Annotated in this window: 4 protein-coding genes; all 4 read left to right on the top strand. The window is 56.2% G+C overall.

Annotated elements, in window-relative coordinates; translation table 11 throughout:
• On the top strand, positions 1-268 hold a 268-nt coding region (locus FN828_RS20715), incomplete at its 5' end, for a hypothetical protein (protein ID WP_185959111.1).
• Positions 269-279: 11 nt separating this feature from the next.
• The gene (locus FN828_RS20310) at positions 280-543 is read left to right on the top strand and encodes a spike base protein, RCAP_Rcc01079 family (protein WP_142495121.1); all 264 of its coding nucleotides are present in this window, start codon (positions 280-282) and stop codon (positions 541-543) included.
• Positions 544-547: 4 nt separating this feature from the next.
• The gene (locus FN828_RS20305; RefSeq protein ID WP_142495120.1) at positions 548-2,020 is read left to right on the top strand and encodes an autotransporter outer membrane beta-barrel domain-containing protein; all 1,473 of its coding nucleotides are present in this window, start codon (positions 548-550) and stop codon (positions 2,018-2,020) included.
• Positions 2,017-2,433, top strand: a complete 417-nt coding sequence (locus tag FN828_RS20300) for a hypothetical protein (RefSeq protein ID WP_142495119.1) — start codon at positions 2,017-2,019, stop codon at positions 2,431-2,433. Before FN828_RS20305 ends, FN828_RS20300 begins: the two co-directional genes overlap by 4 nt.
• Positions 2,434-2,541: the final 108 nt, after the last annotated feature.

The raw sequence follows: 2,541 nt of genomic DNA, 5'->3' as shown, positions 1-2,541 counted from the left end.
CAATATCGAGGTCCCTGTCGCTAAATCGGACGGCACCGCCAAAGATATCACCGGGGCCATAGTCGCTGCCGCCGCAAAGCGCGTAACAGATGGGGTCACAGTCGATCTGGCTGTCACGGTGACGGACGCACCGAATGGCCTCTGTCAAGTGCGCATCGATGCTGAGAGCCTCGATCCCGGCGCGTGGCAGCTACAGGTGAGAGTAACACTTGGTGACAACACACAGACCGTCCTCGACACTCCAATGACCATCCGCAACAGCTTCTGAAAGGAACCATCGTGCCCGATCCCATCACACACTACACCCCGGATTCATCGTCCCCAGCCGGTGATTTTTTTAGCGTCACCCCTGATGATGACACTGATCTGAGCATTTACTGCCGTGCTCTTTATATCGGCACCACTGGCGATCTGGCTCTGATCAGTGTTGGTGGAACCACAGTCACATTCAGGAATGTCGCCGCTGGGTCGATCCTGCCTGTTCGTGCTTCGCGCGTGTTAGATACAGGCACTACTGCTACCGACATTGTTGCGCTGTGGTGACATCATGCTCTCCCTATCCCTCTCCCTGACCTCAGCCGCTCTACAGCGGGCGAGTACAGTCCCACCAGCCTTCAAAGACGCCGCGTGGTATGCTGACCACAAGACGAAACGGTATTTCGCCAAACGCCCTATTCTCGGAACGGAACTCGTCACGAATGGGACGTTTGACACTGACCTGTCGGGGTGGACGGCTAACTCAAACGCAAGCATTAGCCTGTCTTCAAACCGACTGCGAGTAACGAACACCAACTTTGGATACGGCGCTGCTACAGCACCAATTTCTGTAGTTGCTGGTAAAGTTTATGTTCTCTACGGTGAGCAGCCTGCTGCTACGTCTGTTGGCAATATTAGTATTGGGCGAAACGCAGATGGGTCCGGCACAATTCTTGGTGGGACTGTTATTGGCGGCGGATTATCATACACTGGAACTTGGACTTCTACGATCACAGGGGTAGTCTATGTTTCTGTTCGTGTGCAGTCTGCTGGCGTAGGTAACTATTCAGAGTTCGACAACATCTCCGTCCGCGAAGTCACTAGCTTCACATCCATGCTTCCGGTCACATTCTCTGACCTGCACACCTATGAGCGGGCCAGCACTGCGACGTATGTCGACGCGTCAGGCACCCTGCGCACCGCTGCTGTCGATGAGCCGCGCTATGATTACGATCCGGAAACAGGGCGGGCGCGTGGGTTGTTGATTGAGGAGAGTTCGACCAACAACGTGCTAAATATGCTTGCACCGTCAACGCAATCCGTCACCGTCGCGGCGCAGCCATACACCCTGTCTTTTTACGGCACCGGATCAATCACGCTGTCCGGCGCTGCGACTGGATCACTATCAGGCACGGGTGTAGCCGATCTTGTCAGCCTGACATACACCCCGTCGGCTGGATCGTTGACGCTCACAATCTCTGGCGATGTGCGGATGGTCAATAACGAGCCGGGCTTGATCCCAACATCTCGGATCATCACCACCGTATCACCAGCCACCCGCGCTGCCGATGTGCTGACCCGGACCCCGGCGCAGTTCCCGTTTGCCTCCATGCCGTCTGCCCTGTCGTGGCATGTGCAGGGGGATATGAGCTATGCGGACACTGCCGCTTATAGGGAGGTTAGCTTTGCCCGATGGACAGAATCACCCACCAGCGAAATCGAATTGCGCTTAAATACTGCCGGTGGATTCTCTGGGACGATGCAGTTTATTCATGATGCAGGTTCAGAGGTTATTGTGTCTTCCGTAGATGCCTACTCTCCCGGTACACTCGTCCCGTTCAGCATCGCCAGTCGTCACGGCGCGACTTTCATCAACGGGGCGGTCGACGGAACGGTTCTTACCGCCAACCTGACACCGACCGCACTGCCTGACCTGTCAGCAACCACAATGCAAATTGCCCCGACATTCAACGGCCACATCGCTGTTGAGTCCGGGTGGGTCACTGATATCGGCGACACACGTTTGGGGGAGATCACAGCATGAGACAGCTAATCGACGCTATCTTGTATATCGCGGACCTGCCTGCACTCATCGCATGGTTTGCGCAAAACGCCCCTGAACATCTAGCGCAGGATGAAAACGGGTTCGTTGAGCCACACGTTGTTGTTGGCTTTGCCCGCACCCCCACCGTGCAATCTGGAAGCTCCGCGCTGGTCTATATCCGCATGACAGAGGCGCAGGCGGAGGAATGGTCAGCAACCCCCGGCGTCACGATCCTCGCGCAGCGGATATACGGACCCGGTGTACAGGACATGCTCTATGCCGATCTGTTCGCGGATGCAGATGCCACCGCGCTCTATGACAGCGTATACAGCCGCGCCCCATATCAGGTCGATGACGGCGAGGGTGGTCAGATCACCGTCACACCGCCCGAGAGGTTCGGGCAAATGGCGTAACCACACACAAACGAAAGACCAACCACAGCCGCCCGATGGGCGGTTTTTTTATGCGCGAGGACGAGCAGAGATGACCCATGAGGGACTTATGGTGAAAGCAACAAACGG

Source organism: Thalassovita litoralis, from assembly GCF_900182725.1.
GTDB lineage: Bacteria > Pseudomonadota > Alphaproteobacteria > Rhodobacterales > Rhodobacteraceae > Thalassobius > Thalassobius litoralis.
Note: the sequence above shows the minus strand (reverse complement) of the source record. Positions and strands in the feature narration are given on the sequence as shown.

Bases quoted from the DNA above. Each gene is read 5' to 3' on its own strand.
- FN828_RS20305 (WP_142495120.1), top strand. From the start codon at position 548: ATGCTCTCCCTATCCCTCTCCCTGACCTCAGCCGCTCTACAGCGGGCG.
- FN828_RS20300 (WP_142495119.1), top strand. From the start codon at position 2,017: ATGAGACAGCTAATCGACGCTATCTTGTATATCGCGGACCTGCCTGCA.